This is a genomic window from Streptomyces sp. 4N124, from assembly GCF_052245395.1.
Taxonomy (GTDB): Bacteria; Actinomycetota; Actinomycetes; order Streptomycetales; family Streptomycetaceae; genus Streptomyces.
In genome coordinates this window covers 1-15,464 of the sequence record NZ_JBQQBS010000080.1, presented here as the reverse complement: position 1 = coordinate 15,464, position 15,464 = coordinate 1, and the positions used below count along the sequence as shown (strand labels likewise).

Annotated in this window: 12 protein-coding genes; 7 read left to right on the top strand and 5 right to left on the bottom strand. The window is 70.1% G+C overall.

Annotated features, from left to right (window positions below):
• The first annotated feature begins 401 nt into the window (after nucleotides 1-401).
• The 4 genes from ACTWQO_RS43990 to ACTWQO_RS43975 all read left to right on the top strand — a co-directional run bounded on the left by ACTWQO_RS43990 (nucleotide 402) and on the right by ACTWQO_RS43975 (nucleotide 5,985).
• The gene (locus ACTWQO_RS43990) at nucleotides 402-1,721 is read left to right on the top strand and encodes an extracellular solute-binding protein (RefSeq protein ID WP_443243003.1); all 1,320 of its coding nucleotides are present in this window, start codon (nucleotides 402-404) and stop codon (nucleotides 1,719-1,721) included.
• Complete coding sequence (locus ACTWQO_RS43985) at nucleotides 1,718-2,620, top strand: carbohydrate ABC transporter permease (protein ID WP_443243002.1); 903 nt, start codon at nucleotides 1,718-1,720, stop codon at nucleotides 2,618-2,620. Before ACTWQO_RS43990 ends, ACTWQO_RS43985 begins: the two co-directional genes overlap by 4 nt.
• A gap of 1 nt (nucleotide 2,621) precedes the next feature.
• Complete coding sequence (locus ACTWQO_RS43980) at nucleotides 2,622-3,515, top strand: carbohydrate ABC transporter permease (RefSeq protein ID WP_443243001.1); 894 nt, start codon at nucleotides 2,622-2,624, stop codon at nucleotides 3,513-3,515.
• A gap of 97 nt (nucleotides 3,516-3,612) precedes the next feature.
• Complete coding sequence (locus tag ACTWQO_RS43975) at nucleotides 3,613-5,985, top strand: beta-xylosidase/alpha-l-arabinosidase (RefSeq protein ID WP_443243000.1); 2,373 nt, start codon at nucleotides 3,613-3,615, stop codon at nucleotides 5,983-5,985.
• A gap of 133 nt (nucleotides 5,986-6,118) precedes the next feature.
• On the opposite strand, the gene ACTWQO_RS43970 is transcribed toward ACTWQO_RS43975, so the two are convergent.
• A complete protein-coding gene (locus tag ACTWQO_RS43970; RefSeq protein ID WP_443242999.1) occupies nucleotides 6,119-6,817 on the bottom strand; it encodes a FadR/GntR family transcriptional regulator in 699 nt (232 codons plus the stop codon).
• Nucleotides 6,818-6,939: 122 nt separating this feature from the next.
• Here ACTWQO_RS43970 and ACTWQO_RS43965 point away from each other — a divergent pair, with 122 nt between their 5' ends.
• Together ACTWQO_RS43965 and ACTWQO_RS43960 are read left to right on the top strand one after the other, a co-directional pair.
• Nucleotides 6,940-8,676: an IlvD/Edd family dehydratase gene (locus ACTWQO_RS43965; protein ID WP_443242998.1), complete on the top strand. Its 1,737-nt coding sequence runs from the start codon at nucleotides 6,940-6,942 to the stop codon at nucleotides 8,674-8,676.
• A gap of 93 nt (nucleotides 8,677-8,769) precedes the next feature.
• Nucleotides 8,770-9,960 (top strand): fumarylacetoacetate hydrolase family protein, encoded by a 1,191-nt coding sequence (locus ACTWQO_RS43960; RefSeq protein WP_443242997.1) that lies wholly within the window; start codon nucleotides 8,770-8,772, stop codon nucleotides 9,958-9,960.
• A 132-nt stretch (nucleotides 9,961-10,092) separates the two neighbouring features.
• Here the strand turns inward: ACTWQO_RS43960 and ACTWQO_RS43955 are convergent, their stop codons facing one another.
• The 3 genes from ACTWQO_RS43955 to ACTWQO_RS43945 are packed head-to-tail and all read right to left on the bottom strand — an operon-like array spanning nucleotide 10,093 to nucleotide 13,365.
• A complete protein-coding gene (locus ACTWQO_RS43955) occupies nucleotides 10,093-11,907 on the bottom strand; it encodes a sensor histidine kinase (RefSeq protein WP_443242996.1) in 1,815 nt (604 codons plus the stop codon).
• Nucleotides 11,907-12,602 carry a response regulator transcription factor gene (locus tag ACTWQO_RS43950; RefSeq protein ID WP_443242995.1) on the bottom strand — a complete coding sequence of 232 codons (696 nt, stop codon included), beginning with the start codon at nucleotides 12,600-12,602 and terminating at the stop codon, nucleotides 11,907-11,909. The genes ACTWQO_RS43955 and ACTWQO_RS43950 overlap by 1 nt, the downstream gene beginning before the upstream one ends.
• A 19-nt stretch (nucleotides 12,603-12,621) precedes the next feature.
• A complete protein-coding gene (locus tag ACTWQO_RS43945) occupies nucleotides 12,622-13,365 on the bottom strand; it encodes a hypothetical protein (protein ID WP_443242994.1) in 744 nt (247 codons plus the stop codon).
• A gap of 213 nt (nucleotides 13,366-13,578) precedes the next feature.
• Here ACTWQO_RS43945 and ACTWQO_RS43940 point away from each other — a divergent pair, with 213 nt between their 5' ends.
• The gene (locus ACTWQO_RS43940) at nucleotides 13,579-13,929 is read left to right on the top strand and encodes a DUF488 domain-containing protein (RefSeq protein WP_443242993.1); all 351 of its coding nucleotides are present in this window, start codon (nucleotides 13,579-13,581) and stop codon (nucleotides 13,927-13,929) included.
• A gap of 18 nt (nucleotides 13,930-13,947) precedes the next feature.
• On the opposite strand, the gene ACTWQO_RS43935 is transcribed toward ACTWQO_RS43940, so the two are convergent.
• Nucleotides 13,948-15,464 (bottom strand): FAD-binding dehydrogenase (locus ACTWQO_RS43935; protein ID WP_443242992.1); only part of this gene is annotated, 1,517 nt, incomplete at its 5' end.

The window sequence follows — 15,464 nt, the reverse complement described above, 5'->3', positions numbered from 1 at the left end:
TACGTCCACCGGTGTAGTGAGCCGCAGTCGTGGCCGCCAACGCGGGTGGAATCGGTCAACCGTACGACAACCTGGCAGGGGGAGGTGGCCAGGACCGTGCCGGGCGACCCCTGTCGACGGAACGCTCCCGGGTTCCGCGAACACATCCTCCTTCCTGCCCTTACCTCCGAAACATTTCGGCCTCTTCCAAGACCTTTCGGGGATTGCGCTCGCCCGACATGAGGCAGGTGGCTGCTGCCCAACAACGTGACTGCACATACCTTGACAGGGCGTCAGCCAGAAATCTAGTTTGCACGCACAGGCACAACGAGCTGGCTCGAAAAGGAAAGTTTCGGAAGTTTTCGAAAACCTTTCACCACGACTCACGAGTAGCCGGTGGCTCTCGAGTGCGGAGATCAAACATGGAGATACCCCTCTCTCGACGTACCCTCCTCGGCATGGCCGCCGCTGTGCCGGTCTCCGCGGCGCTGACGGCCTGCGGCTCGTCCGGTCCCAGCAAGGGCGGCGGCGGCAAGGCCACGTACTGGCACCTGAGCGGCATGCCCCAGGAAGGCGTCAGGACCGGTGCTGTGGAGCGGTTCAACGAGGCCAACCCCAAGGGGCAGATCGAGGTCACCACCTTCGAGAACGACGCCTACAAGACGAAGATCAAGACCGCCATCGGCGCCGGGAAGGCGCCCACCATCATCTGGGGGTGGGGCGGCGGCACGCTGCGCACCTACGTGGAGGCCGAGCAGGTCGACGACCTCACCCCGTGGTTCGACGAGAACCCTGACATCAAGAACCGGCTCTTCCCGTCCTCGTTCGGCGCGGCGACCGTCAACGGCAGGATCTACGCGATGCCGTTCGAGAGCGTGGAGCCGGTCGTCCTGTTCTACAACAAGAGGGTCTTCGACGACGTCGGCGTGCAGCCGCCCCAGTCCTGGGACGACATCATGGCCCTGGTGCCCAAGTTCAAGGCGGAGGGCATAGCGCCGTTCTCCCTCGGCGGCCAGTCCCGGTGGACGAACATGATGTGGCTGGAGTTCCTGTTCGACCGCATAGGCGGCCCCGAGGTGTTCCAGGCCGTCTTCGACGGCGAGAAGAACGCCTGGTCCCACCCGGCCGCCATCGAGGCGCTGACCAAGGTGCAGGACCTGGTCAAGGCGGGCGGATTCATCAAGGGCTTCTCCTCGATCACCGCGGACTCCAACGCCGACCAGGCGCTGCTGTACACCGACAAGGCCGCGATGATGCTGCACGGCTCCTGGTCGTACGGCATCCAGCAGACCGAGGGCGGCGACTTTGTCTCCGGCGACAACCTCGGTTTCATGAACTTCCCACCCGTCGAAGGCGGCAAGGGCGATCCGGGCAACTCCGTCGGCAACCCCGCCCAGTACCTGTCCATCTCTTCGAAGGCCAGCGCCGAGCAGAAGAAGATCGCGAAGGACTTCTTCGCCACCGGCGTCCTCGCGGACGAAGAGGTGAAGGAGTGGATCGACACCGGGGCGGTGCCGATCCGGAAGGGCTCGGAGAAGCTGCTGACCGAATCCGAGAGCGCCGAGTTCCTGGAGTTCGTCTACGGCATCGCCAGCAACGCGAAGTCGTTCGGCCAGTCCTGGGACCAGGCGCTCAGCCCGACGGCCGCCGAGACGCTGCTGGACAACATAGCCAAGCTGTTCCAGCTGTCCATCTCGCCGAAGCAGTTCACCGACAATCTCAACAAGGTCATCGGCAAGTGAGCGCACTCACGGGCTCTACAGGGCGCGAGGGCCGCCGCAGCATCCTGCCCTGGCTGGCCGTGCCGGCGCTGCTGTTCTTCGTCGGCTTCGCCGTGGTCCCGCTCGTCGGCGTCTTCGTGCTGAGCTTCACGACGTGGGACGGGATCGGCACCATCCACCCGTCCGGGCTGACCAGCTGGCGTGCGGTGCTCACCAACCCCGGGCTGCCGCACGCCCTCTGGGTGACGTTCCTGGTGATGGCCGTGTCCTGGGCGGTTCAGACACCGGCGAGCATTCTGCTCGGCACGTTCCTGGCCGGCCGCCAGCGCTACCGCGCGGTGCTGAGCCTGATCTACTTCGTCCCGCTCCTGCTCAGCTCCGCGGCGATCGCGGTCGCGTACAGGGCGCTGCTGGACCCCAACTTCGGGCTGGGCGCCGGGCTGGGGTTCGAGTGGCTCAGCAAGGACTGGCTGGGGCGCCCCTGGCTCGCCTTCGGCGTCGTCGTCTTCGTCGTCTCCTGGCAGTTCGTCCCGTTCCACTCGCTGATCTACCAGGGGGGCGTCCAGCAGATCCCGCAGTCCCTGTACGAGGCCGCACAGCTGGACGGCGCCGGGCGGATCCGCCAGTTCTTCAGCATCACGCTGCCCCAGCTCAAATACACCATCATCACCTCGTCGACGCTGATGGTGATCGGGTCGCTCACCTTCTTCGACCTCATCTTCGTCCTGACCGAGGGCGGCCCCGGAGACGCCACCCGGGTCCTCGCGCTGGACATGTACAAACGCGGCTTCCAGGCCGACCTGATGGGGCCGGCCAGCGCCATCGCGGTCATCCTCGTCCTGATGGGCCTCGCCATCGCCCTGCTGCTGCGCCGGCTCGGAGGCCGGGACGCCGGTGAGAGCCAGCTTGAGGGAGTCTGACATGACCACCACGCTGACGAAGCCGCAACCGCAGAAGACCACCCCACGCGAGCGGGGGCACCGTCCCGGTGCGACCGCCCGCCGGCGCAACTGGCTCGGCGGTCTGGCCGGATGGCTCTGGCTCGCCGTCGTCGTCGTACCCCTCTACTGGATTCTCATCACCAGCCTCAAGGCCCGGAGCAACTACTACGCGAGCAACCCGCTGGCCCCGCCGACCGACCCCACACTGGACAACTACGAGCTGGTCCTCGAGTCCGACTTCATCAACTACTTCTGGAACAGCGTCGTGGTCACCGCCGGCGCGGTGGTGCCGGCGGTCGCAGTCTCCTTCATGGCCGCCTACGCCATCGTGCGCGGCTGGCGCATGCGGTTTCTGCGCGTGGCGAACGGCATGTTCCTCATGGGCCTCGCCATCCCGCTGCAGGCGACGGCCATCCCGGTCTATCTGATCATCATCAAGCTGCAGCTGTACGACAGCCTGCTGGCGCTGATCCTGCCGTCGATCGCCTTCTCCATCCCGCTGTCCGTGCTGATACTCGCCAACTTCATCCGCGACGTGCCCAAGGAGCTGTTCGACTCGATGCGGGTGGACGGAGCCACCGAGTGGGGGACGCTGTGGCGCCTGGCAGCACCGCTCACCCGCCCGGCCATCCTCACCGTGACCATCTTCAACGCGCTGACCATCTGGAACGGATTCCTGCTGCCGCTGATCCTCACCCAGAGTCCTTCTCAGCGGACCCTGCCGCTCGCGCTGTGGACCTTCCAGGGCGAGTACGGGGTCAACGTCCCCGCCCTCCTGGCCGCCGTCGTCCTCACCACACTGCCCCTACTGGTCCTGTACGCCTTCGGCCGCCGCCAATTGCTCAGCGGTCTGACCGCCGGATTCAGCCGTTGATCGACGCCGCCGTGGCCGGTGGCCGGCCTGCGGTCCGAGACATTCTGTGAGCCCCAGGATCGAATTCCGACAGGACGCGGTGAGACGCGGGAGGAAAGTGAACGCCAACGTGGCTGTAGAGAACGCCCCCGGAATCTCCTTCTGGAGCGACCCCACCGTTTCCGTCACCGCGAGAGTCGACGCCCTGATCGACGCGATGACCCTTCAGGAGAAGACCGCCCAGCTGTACGGAGTGTGGGTGGGCGCCTCCAATCAGGGCGATGAAGTCGCCCCCCATCAGCACGACATGGAGGAGGCCGTCGATCTCGACGCGCTCCTGCCCACCGGACTGGGGCAGCTGACCCGGCCCTTCGGCACGGTCCCGGTCGACCCCGCCCTGGGTGCGCTCTCCCTGGCCCGCACCCAGATCCGTATCGCTGCCACGAACCGGTTCGGCATCCCCGCTCTCGCGCATGACGAGTGTCTGGCCGGCTTCGCCGCCTGGGGGGCGACGGCCTACCCCGTTCCGCTGTCCTGGGGCGCCACCTTCGATCCGGACACGGTGCGGCGCATGGCCGCCGCCATCGGCCGCGACATGCGTGCCGTCGGCGTCCACCAGGGACTCGCGCCCGTCCTGGATGTTGTGCGTGACGCCCGCTGGGGCCGGGTCGAGGAGACCATCGGCGAAGACCCGTACCTCGTCGGCACCATCGGCACGGCGTACGTGCAGGGCCTTGAGTCCGCCGGGATCGTCGCCACCCTCAAGCACTTCGTCGGCTACTCGGCCTCTCGCGCCGGTCGTAACCTCGCTCCCTCCTCCGTGGGGGCGCGCGAGCGGGCCGATGTCCTGCTGCCCCCCTTCGAGATGGCCGTCCGCGAGGGCGGTGCCCGCTCCGTGATGCACGCCTACACCGACACCGACGGCATTCCCGCCGCCGCCGACGAGCAACTGCTGACCGGATTGCTCCGCGACACCTGGGGTTTCGACGGCACCGTCGTCGCCGACTACTTCGGCATCGCCTTCCTCAAGACCCTGCACGGCATCGCAGCCGATTGGGCCGACGCCGCCGGCACCGCACTCGCGGCGGGCGTCGACGTCGAACTGCCCAACGTCAAGACCTTCGGGGCCCCCCTCGTGCAGGCCGTCACCGAGGGCCGCGTACCGGAGAAGCTCATCGACCGCGCCCTGCGCCGCGTCCTCCTCCAGAAGGCGGCGCTCGGCCTGCTCGACCCCGACTGGAGCGCCGTGCCGGCCGCGCTCGACGGCGCCGACCTCGACGACCCGGACGCCCTGCGCGGCAAAGTCGACCTGGACCCGCCTGAGAACCGCCAACTGGCCCGAGAGATCGCCGAGAAGGCGGTCATCCTCCTGTCCAACGACGGCACCCTGCCGCTCACCCGGCCGCGCCGCATCGCCCTGATCGGCCCCAACGCCACCGAGCCCACAGCGGTGCTGGGCTGCTACTCCTTCCCTCAGCACATCGGCGTCCGCCACCCCGGGACCCCGCTCGGCATCGAGCTGCCCACGCTGCGCGACACTCTCGCCGTCGAGTTTCCCGACGCCGAGATCACGGTCGCTCGCGGCACCGGAATCGACGACGGAGACCTCTCCGGCATCCGCGAGGCCGCCCAGGTGGCAAGCGAGGCCGATGTCGCCGTGGTAGCGCTCGGCGACCGTGCCGGGCTCTTCGGGCAGGGCACCAGCGGCGAGGGATGTGACGCCGAGGCGCTGATCCTGCCCGGTGCGCAGCAGCAACTGCTCGACACCCTGCTCGATGCGGCGACGCCCGTGGTCACCGTGCTGCTCGCGGGACGGCCGTACGCCCTTGGCCGGGCCGTGAACGAGTCCGCCGCGATCGTGCAGTCCTTCTTCCCGGGCGAGGAGGGCACTCACGCGATTGCCGGGGTGCTCAGCGGCCGTGTCAATCCCTCCGGACGTCTCCCGGTCAGCGTGCCGCGTGGGCCGGGCTCCCAGCCGACCACGTACCTCGGCGCGCGGCTCGCGCACGCCAGCGAGGTGTCCAACATCGACCCGACCCCGGCGTTCTCCTTCGGCCATGGCCTGTCCTATACGCGGTTCGACTGGACAGACCTGATCATGGACGCCCAAGAGACCTCGACAGACGGCGAGTTCACCCTCACATTCACTGTCCGCAACACCGGCGAACGGCCCGGAGCCGAGGTCGTCCAGCTCTATCTGCACGACCCGGTTGCCTCCGTCGTCCAGCCGGTGCAGCGCCTCGTCGGCTACACCCGACTCGAGCTGGGGCCGGGCGAGGCCCGCCGCATCCATGTCACGGTCCCGGCCGACCTCGCTTCCTTCACCGGACGCGACGGTCGGCGGGTGGTCGAACCGGGCGAACTCGAAGTGCGGTTGGCCGCCTCCAGCGCGGGTCCGCGCCTGACGGCCAGGGTCACCCTGACCGGAGCCGAGCGCCACGTGGATCACACGCGGCGCCTGCACGCCACGTTCGAGCGGGACGCCGGCTAGGTGGGGTGGTCGGGCAGCCGGAGCCCGTTGCTGGACGGGTTGAACTTGTCGAAGTACCGGGCCTTGACCCAGGACTTCGGCTTCCTCGGGTGGCGTCGCCTTCCCCACTCGGAAGGACGAGGGTGGTGACCACTCAACCGGGGGTCCGCCGCAGCCCCGGCGACTTGGCGATCTCCTGTTCGGCCGCTTCGATGATCGACAGCACGGCCGCCGACGCCGCCGCGGGATCACCGGCCGCCACCGCGTCCACGATGGCGCGGTGAGCCGGCAGCGAGGCCTCAACGGCGCCGGGTGTCTGGGTGCTGACGTGGAAGCTGTGTTCCAGCGCGATGTCGACCGCGCGACCCAGGGAGCCGAGCAGGCGGTTGCCACTCGCGTCCAGCAGAGCGCGGTGGAAGGCGATGTCGGCCTCGACGTAGCCCCCGCGCCCGGGCCTCGCCGCCGCGGCCTCCATGGCCGCCAGGACGTCGTACAGGGCGCGCACGTCATCCGGCCGGGCCCGGTCAGCTGCGAGCCGGGCGGCCTCCGGCTCGACGATCCGGCGCAGTTCAACCGTGTCGCGCAGTAAAGCCGAGGGATCTCCGGCCTGTTGCCAGCGCAGCACGTCGCGGTCCAGGTGGTTCCAGTGCTCCGGGGCCAGCACTCGCGTACCCGTACGCGGACGTACCTCCAGCATCCCCTTGGCCACCAGAGCCTTGACCGCCTCCCGCAGCCCGCCGCGGCTGACGCCGACCTCAGTGGCGAGCGCGTCCTCGACGGGCAGCGGCTCCCCCGGCTCCCAGGCACCGCCGACGATTCGCCGCCCCAGCTCGTCGACCACTTGCTGATGCATGGTCCGGAAAACCACCACGATCTTCGTTCACCCCCTGGACGTCATTCATTGAATCATTTAATGATTGTCTCACGCTACGGGACCGCGCACCGGTCGGCACACGAGCCACAGGAGCAGGCGACATGACGGACGCGAAGACGACGAGCCGCCGCAGCCAGGCGTGGTTCGGCGCGCAAGGCCGCAGCGGGATGGTGTACCGCTCCTGGATGCGCAACCAGGGCTTCGGTCACGAGGTGTTCGACGGGCGTCCCGTCATCGGCATCGCGACCAGCGCTTCCGAACTCGCCCCCTGCAACGCGCATCTGACCCGCGTCGCCGAAGCGGTCAAGCGCGGTGTGTGGCAGGCGGGCGGCTTCCCGCTCCAGTTCCCGACCATGGCCACCGGCGAGACGCTGATGCGTCCCACCGCCATGCTCTACCGCAACCTCATGGCCATGGAGGTCGAGGAGCTGATCCGGGCCAATCCGCTTGACGGGGTCGTCCTGCTCTCCGGCTGCGACAAGACGACGCCCGCCATGCTCATGGGCGCTGCCAGCGTCGATCTGCCCGCCGTCATGGTCACCGGCGGGCCGATGCTCAACGGCAAGTACCGCGGCCAGGACGTGGGGTCCGGCACCCACGTGTGGAAGTTCGAGGAAGACCTCAAGACCGGGCGGATGACGCAGGAGGAGTGCTTCTTCGCCGAAGGCTGTATGGCCCGTTCCAACGGCCACTGCATGACGATGGGCACCGCCTCCACCATGGCGTGCATGGCTGAGGCACTCGGCATGCAGCTCCCCGGCTCGGCGGCCTGGCCCGCCGTCGACTCCCGGCGGATGGAGACCGCGCAGGCGGCGGGGCAGCGCATCGTCCGGATGGTGGAAGAGGAGCTGCGCCCCTCGCGGATCCTGACCCGGGAAGCCTTCGAGAACGCCATCCGGGTCAACGCGGCCATCGGCGGCTCCACCAACGCCATCATCCACCTCACCGCCCTCGCCGGACGCGTCGGCGTCGACCTGGGCCTGGAGGACTTCGACGAACTGGCCCGCGCAGTGCCGACCCTGGTCAATCTGATGCCCAGTGGCAGGTACCTGATGGAGGACTTCTGCTACGCGGGCGGGCTGCCCGCCGTCATGGCCGAACTGCTCCGTGGCGAACTGCTCTACGGCGATCAGATCACCGTCACCGGCCGCGGCGTCGCCGAGAACGTCGGGGACGCCGAGCGCGTCGGCGCGGACGTCATCACCGGCCTCGACGTCCCGTTCCAACCGGCCGGGACCGGTACCGCCGTGCTGCGCGGCAACCTGTGTCCCGACGGCGCGGTGATCAAGCAGTCGGCCGCGTCACCGCACCTGCTCACCCACCGTGGCCCCGCACGCGTCTTTGACTCCCCCGAGGCGTACCACGCGGTCGCCGACGACCCGGAACTCGACGTCGACGAGAACACCGTCATCGTCATCCGCAACGCCGGCCCCAAGGGGTACCCCGGCATGCCCGAGGTCGCCAACGTGCCGCTGCCCGCCAAGCTGCTCAAGTCGGGCGTGACAGACATGGTACGTGTCTGCGACGGCCGGATGAGCGGTACCGGGTACGGGACCGTGGTGCTGCACGTAGCCCCCGAGGCGGCCGTCGGCGGCCCTCTCGCCCTGGTGCGTGACGGAGACCCGATCGTCCTCGACGTCCCGAACCGCACCCTGCGTCTGGACGTGGCCGACGCCGAACTCCAGCGGCGCCGGGAGCTGTGGGAGACGCCCGCACCGCGGTACACCAGCGGCTACACCTGGCTGTACACCCAGAACGTCGGACAGGCCGACGAGGGAGCCGACTTCGGCTTCCTGCGCGGCAGCCGCGGCCACGAAGTCCCCCGCGACTCCCACTGAGCCGCCGCCCAACACCCCAAACACTCCCGACCAACACACAAGCCTCCCCGCCCAACACCCCACCCCCGCCCGCGAACCCGGGAGACCACCAGCGTGGAATCGGCACCGACCCGCCCCCGTCCCGCCCTCACGCCCGGCTCCGTCCTGCCGGAGGACGCCGACCGGGCCGCCCTCGTCGCACGCGTATACGCCCCGGAGTGGGACGGGCCGTGTGTGGCCGCGGTGCGCGGCGAACAGGTCGTCGACCTGACCGCCGTCACGCCCACCGTCTCCCACCTGCTGGAACGCGACGACGCGGCCACGGTGGTCCGCGAGGCCGTCGGTGAACACGCCTGGCCCCTTGACGAGCTGTTGGACGCGACCGCGACCGGCCGCCGCGATGTCCCGCACCTGCTCGCCCCCATCGACCTCCATGTGATCAAGGCGGCGGGCGTTACGTTCGCCCGGAGTCTGCTGGAGCGCGTCATCGAGGAGCGGGCGGGCGGCGATCCGGCGCAGGCCGCCCGCGTGCGGGAGCGCGTCCGGCAGGCGGTGGGCGGGGCGCTCGACGGACTCCGGCCCGGGTCGCCGGAGTCCGGCAAGGTCAAGGAGCTGCTGGTCTCCGAGGGACTGTGGTCGCAGTACCTGGAGGTCGGGATCGGGCCGGACCCGGAGGTGTTCACCAAAGCCCCGGTGCTGTCCGCGGTGGGCACCGGAGCCGACATCGGAGTGCTCGCCGACTCGGTGTGGAACAACCCCGAGCCCGAGGCCGTCCTCGTCATCGACTCGGGCGGCCGGGTACGCGGCGCCACCCTCGGCAACGACGTCAACCTCCGGGACATCGAGGGACGCAGCGCCTTGCTGCTCTCTCGCGCCAAGGACAACAACGCCTCCTGCGCGATCGGGCCGTTCATACGCCTGCTCGACGACGACTTCGACCTCGACACCGTACGCGGGCTCGACATCGACCTGCGCGTCGACGGCGCGGACGGCTTCGTGCTCCAGGGCAGCAGCTCGATGCGCGAGATCAGCCGCGACGTGCTGGACCTGGTGGCCGCGACGCACGGTGCGCACCACCAGTACCCGGACGGCTTCGTGCTGTTCACCGGCACCCTGTTCGCGCCCACCGAGGACCGGCACTCACCCGGCGCGGGCTTCACCCACGAGCACGGCGACATCGTACGGATCTCCAGCCCGCCGCTCGGCGCTCTGGTCAACACCGTCGTCGCCAGCGAGCAGGCCGCGCCGTGGACCTTCGGCGTGCGGGCGCTGATGCGCAACCTGGCCCGGCGCGGCATGCTGTGACCCCGCCTCGACCCATGCACTGATGCGGGCACGCGGCGCGGTGTTGGGTGTGGAGCACATCGTCGTGGAGCGCGTGACCTCGGCTTGCGGTGGTGCCCCCGCCAGTTCCGTGGGACCGCCCCGCGCGGCCCACTACGACGTCGGGCCGCCCGGCAGCCGAAGGGTGAAGACGCTGCCCTTGCCGGGCTCGCTGGCCGCCTGTGCCGTTCCGCCGTGGGCCGCGGTCAGGTGGCGGACGATGGGCAGGCCGAGCCCGCTGCCGCCCGTACGGCGGCTGCGGGACTTCTCCGCGCGCCAGAACCGGTCGAAGACGTACGGCAGTTCCTCGGGCATGATGCCGGTGCCGGTGTCGGCGACCTCGATGACGACGTCGTCGCCGTCCTGGCGCGCGGCCAGGGTGACGATGCCGCCGGCCGGGGTGTGCCGCAGCGCGTTGGAGACCAGGTTGCCGATCGCCTGCCGCATCCGGACGGGGTCGGCGTCCAGCCATGGCGTGCCGTCGATGTCGGTGCGCAGTTCGACGTCGGCCGTGGCGACGTGGTGGGCCGCGGCGACCTGGTGAAGGAGTTCGTCGCAGCGCACGGGCTCGCGGTACAGGCGCAGGGTGCCGGCGTCGGCGTCGGCCAGGTCGCGCAGGTCGTCGATGACGCGCTGGAGGACGACCGCTTCCTCGTGCAGCGCGGCCAGCAGGGCGGGCTCCGGGTCGACGACTCCGTCCCGCGTGACCTCCAGCCAGCCGCGGATATTGGTGAGCGGGCTGCGCAGTTCGTGGGCGATGTCGCTGACCATGGCCTTGCGCTGGGCTTCCAGGCGTTCGCGGCGTTCGGTCAGGTCGTTGAAGGCCGCGGCCAGGATGCCGGTCTCGTCCCGGGTGGTGACGGGGACGCGGACATGGCGGTCCGGGGGCTGCTGGGCCGCCGCGGTCAGCGCGCGCAGCGGCCGTACCAGCCGGGTGGCGACCACTGCGGTCACGGCCACGGTGACGGCGAGCACGAGCCCCGCGGTGCCCACGACCTTGGCCTTGTTGCCCGGGGACATGTCGAACCGGACGGCAGGGCTGCCCCCGCCGCCCAGGAACAGTTCGGCCACCGGCGCCGTATAGGGGTCGAGCTGGGCGCGACGGGCTTCGTCGAGGCAGGACTCCACCTGCCGCATGTCCTTGACATCTGTCTTGTCGTATCCGGACGCGAAGGACGGGCTCCGGAAGGGCAGGCCGGGCAGGGCGTCCCCCAGGGCCACGGGCAGCCCGGGATCGACGCCCGCCCGGGTCAGACAGTCGCGCGCGAGCGTGTGGAACGCGGCCAGCGCCTTCTCCTCCGTGCGGGTCGGCGTGTTCAGCAGGCCGTCGGCGCACGGCTCCGGCACATAGGCGTTCTGGCCTGTGGCACCGTCCGCGTCGGCCACGACCGGGCGACCGCTCGGCGTGCGGGTCAGGGTGGTCTCCACGCCGTTGCGGGCAAAGCAGCTCTGTCGTTTCCGGGCCAGGAGGTCGAGCTTCGTGCGTTCCGCCGTGGTGAGCCGGTACGGGCCGACCACCCGCGGGTCGGTGCCGCTGAGTTGGGCGCCCCGCTCGCTGTAGGTGTCGGTGCGCAGCGGGTCCACGGTCGCGGCGGCGGTCGGTGGCAGGGAGGTGCCGGGCGGCGCCGAGTCGGCGATGGTCCTCCGGTCGGGGGTGACCAGGGCGATGCGCCGGCCGGTCTGCGCCGACAACTCCCGCACGGTTGCGGCGACTCCCCTCCAGTCGCGATGGGTGGCCGCGTAGCCGCTGAGCTCGGCCAGGACCTCCATGTCCGCGGCGAGAGCCTGACCCTGCTCCTCTCTCAGCGCGCGGGTGGTGGTCGCCACGGCCAGCCATGCGGTCGCCGCCACCGAACACACGGCGATGAGGCCGGAGGCGATCAGCAGTCGCACCAGGAGGCGCTTGCGCAGCGGGATGCGCTCGCTCATCAGCGGCCGCCGCTGAGCTTGTAGCCGACGCCGAACACGGTGAGCAGCCGGGCCGGGCGGCGCGGATCGGCCTCGATCTTCTTGCGCAGGTTCATGATGTGGACGTCGACGGCCCGTTCGGTGGAGGCCCGGTCGGTGCCCCGGGTGATCTCCAGCAACTGCCGCCGGGAGAACACCCGTTCCGGTTCCCCGACCATGGCCAGCAGGATCTCGAACTCGGCCGGCGTGCACTCCACCGGCGCTCCGTCGCAGCGCACTTCGTGCCGTACGGGATCGACCGCGAGACCCGCGGCGCGTACCACCGGATCCTCGCGCCGGTCCGCGGGCACCCGTCCGCTGCGCCGCAGGACGGTCCGGATGCGGGCCATCAGCTCGCGCGGACTGTACGGCTTGGTCATGTAGTCGTCCGCGCCCAGCTCCAGGCCGAGCAGGATGTCGTCCTCCGTCGAGCGGGCGGTCAGCATCAGCACCGGGATGTCGTCGTCCGCGCGCAGCACCCGGCACACCCCGAACCCGTCGATCACCGGGAGCATCAGATCCAGCACGACGAGGTCGGGGGCGAGCCGCCGTGCCGCGTCCAGCGCGGCCCGCCCGTCGTGGACCACGGTGGCGGTGTGACCCTCCGCGAGCAGGGACCGTCGTATCAACTCGGCCTGCATCTCGTCGTCCTCGGCGACCAGCACATGTGCGCACACGCGGCGGATCCTAAGCGGTTCAGCGGGCCAGGGACGCGGCATCGCCCATGACGACGACGGGGTTCAGCCGCGGGTCCAGCGCCAGCAGCAGCTCCTTCATGTGCTCCTCGGCGATGCTCACACAGCCCTGTGTGGGGCCGTCGTGGTCGACGTGGAACCAGATCCCGCCGCCGCGGCTCGCACCGAGCGGGCGGGTCCAGTCCAGGGGCGAGGTGCCGGGCTTCCGGTTGTAGTCGATGGCGATGACGTAGTCGAAGGAGCCGAGCAACGACTCACCCTCGAAACCGGTTCCCGGTGAAGTGAAGGCGGTGGAGCGGTCGTACGGCAGCTTCGTTCCGGGGTCGTCGAGCAGGCCGCCGGCGTCCGTGAGGGTGTAGACGCCGATGGGTGAGCGCAGATCGCCGATCCGGTGGTCGTCGGTCCAGCCCTTGAGGGCGTTGTGGGCGGGCCAGCTCGCGCCGGCGTGCCAGCCATCGGCGGTGCGCTCGTACAGGACGACGGTGGAGCGCGAGGAGTTCTTGCCCCGACCGGTCACGACGACGGCCTGCCGGGCGTCGGACGGCACCTTCGCCCGGGTCTTCGGCCCGAGACCGGGCAACCGCTGCGGGGCCGTCTCGACGGAGATCTTGGGGGCGGGGGTGTTCGGTGCGCCGGCCTGGGCGGTCGCGGTCTCGTGGTCCGGTGCGGCCGAGGCACCGCCGCCGCATCCGGTCAGGAGCAGGGACACGGCGAGCAGGGCCACGCCGGGCTTGCGTGTGATCATGGCTCGACCTTGACCAACACTTGTGAGGAACTCGTCAGTTTCTGAGGGGTGTTCGGTCACGAGTCTTCGGCACTTGCGGGTCGGGGGCGGGCTACAGCTTCACGGTAGGCGTGGCTCCGTCCATGTTTCGACCCCGTTCAGGTCAAGTCGTACCGCCTTCCCCTCCGCACTCCGCAGTACGCTCCCGGCACATCCCCGTCGAAAGGCCCCACCGTGAGCGTTCACGTCCGTCGCGTCTACGATCCGCCCGAGCCGGAGGACGGCGTGCGTGTCCTGGTCGACCGGCTGTGGCCGCGCGGCCTGTCGAAGGACGCGGCGCGGGTGGACGAGTGGCCGAAGGCGCTCACCCCGTCGACCGAACTGCGCCGCTGGTACCACGCGGGCGAGGGGTCGTACGAGGAGTTCAGCCGTCGTTACGAGGCGGAGCTCGCCGCACCCGAGGCCGCCGAACTCGTCGATTCCATCAGGGAGTTGGCCCGCAAGGGGCCGGTGACCCTGCTCACCTCGGCCAAGTCTCCCGAGGAGAGTCATGCCGCCGTGCTGGCCCGTCTCCTCCAGAGCTGAGCAGACGGGCCCGAGGGTTCAGCCCGTCTGCTGTGCCGCCGCCCGCCCCGCCGCGCGCCCGGAGAACAGGCAGCCGCCGAGGAACGTGCCCTCCAGGGCGTTGTAGCCGTGGACGCCGCCGCCACCGAAGCCGGCGACCTCGCCCGCCGCGTAGAGGCCGTCGACCGGCTGCCCGTCGGCGCCCAGGGCACGGGATTCGAGGTCGGTCTGGATGCCGCCGAGGGTCTTGCGGGTCAGGACGTGCAGCTTGACGCCGATCAGGGGTCCTGCGGCCGGGTCGAGGATGCGGTGCGGGGTCGCGACCCGGCCGAGGCGGTCGCCGATGTAGCGGCGGGCGTTGCGGATGCCCTGGATCTGGGAGTCCTTCGCGTAGGGGTTGGCGATCTGCAGGTCGCGTGCCTCGATCTGGCGCCGTACCTCGGCCGCGTCGAGAAGCGGCTTCTCGGTCAACTGGTTCATCTTCTCGACCAGTTGGTCCAGGGTCGGGGCCGTCACGAAGTCCGCTCCCTTGCGCAGGAACGCGTCGACCGGTCCCGGCGCGCCCTTGCCCAGCACGCGCTCGCGCAGGAACGCCTTGCGGTCCTTGGAGGTGATGTCGGGGTTCTGCTCGGAGCCCGACAGCGCGAACTCCTTCTCGATGATCTTCTGGGTGAGGATGAACCAGGAGTGGTCGTATCCCGCGATGTCCTCGGTGGTGCGCAGATGCTTGAGGGTGCCGAGCGTGTCGTAGCCGGGCAGGCACGGGTCGGGCAGCCGGCGGCCCAGCGCGTCGAACCACATCGAGGACGGGCCGGGCAGGATGCGGATGCCGTGGCCGGGCCAGATCGGGTCCCAGTTCTGCAGACCCTCGGTGTAGTGCCACATGCGGTCGCGGTTGACCAGCCGTACGCCGGCGCGGTCGCTGATGTCGAGCATGCGGCCGTCGACGTAGGCCGGTACGCCGGTGACCATCTCCGTGGGCGCGGTGCCGAGGCGTTCGGGCCAGTAGCGGCGGACGATGTCGTGGTTGGCGCCGATGCCGCCGGTGGTGACGACGACTGCCTGGGCGGTGAGTTCGAACTCGCCGATCCGGTCGCGGTTGGAGGCGACACCGCGGGCCGAGCGGTCCTCGGCGAGGACCGTGCCGCGCACGCCGCGCACGGAGCCCTCCTCGACGACGAGTTCGTCCACCTGGTGCCGGTGGTGGAAGGTGAGCAGCCCGTCGCGCGCCGCCTGCTTGGCGTGGCCGACGAAGGGCTCGACGACACCCGTGCCCGTGCCCCAGGCGATATGGAAGCGGGGGACGGAGTTGCCGTGCCCGTCGGCCCGCAGGTCGCCGCGTTCCGCCCAGCCGACGGTCGGCAGGAACGAGATGCCGTGCCCGGCGAGCCACGAGCGCTTCTCCCCCGCCGCGAACTCGACGTAGGCCCGCGCCCACCGCACCGCCCAGGAGTCCTCGTCGTCGACGCGGTTGAACTGCGCGCTGCCCTGCCAGTCGTTCCAGGCGAGGTCGAAGGAGTCCTTGATGCCCAGGCGCCGCTGTTCCGGGGTGTCGA